The sequence below is a fragment of the Neisseria sp. P0021.S007 genome, assembly GCF_051956855.1.
In genome coordinates this window covers 1-829 of sequence record NZ_JBQCXA010000312.1, presented here as the reverse complement: position 1 = coordinate 829, position 829 = coordinate 1, and the positions used below count along the sequence as shown (strand labels likewise).

The 829-nt window shown below is 46.9% G+C and carries 1 protein-coding gene; it reads left to right on the top strand.

Annotation, left to right across the window (positions count from 1 at the left end; all coding sequences use genetic code 11):
- Positions 1–186 precede the first annotated feature (186 nt).
- Positions 187–807, top strand: coding sequence for an L-threonylcarbamoyladenylate synthase (locus ACTHUR_RS13040; protein ID WP_440398931.1), 621 nt, complete (start codon positions 187–189; stop codon positions 805–807).
- The last annotated feature ends 22 nt before the right edge of the window (positions 808–829 follow it).

Here is an 829-nt window from a genome sequence, read left to right as displayed (position 1 = left end):
ATATAGTGTATTAAATTGACTTTCGATATCGGCCGGTAAATCAAAATTATATATAAGGTATCACTGGGTGCAACCGTGTTGTACCTGAGGCTAAATCCATTCATGTTGATGGAAATCCAATATTCAGACGGCCAAATAAGTTTTAAAATGTCAAACAACAAACCATTAGAATGATAAGGAAAAAACATGGCACAATTTTTCGCCATCCATCCCGATAATCCCCAAGACCGCCTCATCAAGCAAGCCGCCGATATTGTCCGCAGTGGCGGCGTTATCGTTTACCCTACGGATTCCTGCTATGCGCTTGGCTGCAAACTCGGCGACAAAACCGCGATGGAACGCATTCTCGCGATTCGTAAAATCGATCAAAAACACCATCTGACCCTGATGTGTGCCGATTTGAGCGAATTGGGTACTTACGCCAAAGTGGATAATGCCCAATTCCGCCAGCTCAAAGCAGCTACGCCTGGCAGCTACACCTTTATCCTGCAGGCAACCAAAGAAGTACCCAATCGCACGCTTCACCCCAAGCGCAAAACCATCGGTCTGCGTGTTCCCGATAACGCTACTGCCTTGGCACTTTTGCAAGAATTGGGCGAACCTATTTTAAGTTGCACCCTCATGCTGCCCGAAGACGACGAGCCATTGACCGATCCATACGAAATCCGAGACCGTCTTGAGCATGCTGTTGATTTGGTTATTGATGGTGGCTGGTGCGGTACTGAGCCGACGACGGTTATCGATATGACCGATGGAACTGAGCTGATTCGTCAAGGCAAGGGCGATATTACCGTATTCGGTTTGTAAAACCATCCGCATTTGTATAAGT

What these genes read in the sequence shown, in the direction of transcription:
- ACTHUR_RS13040 (WP_440398931.1), top strand. Translation starts at nt 187, where the DNA reads ATGGCACAATTTTTCGCCATCCATCCCGATAATCCCCAAGACCGCCTC.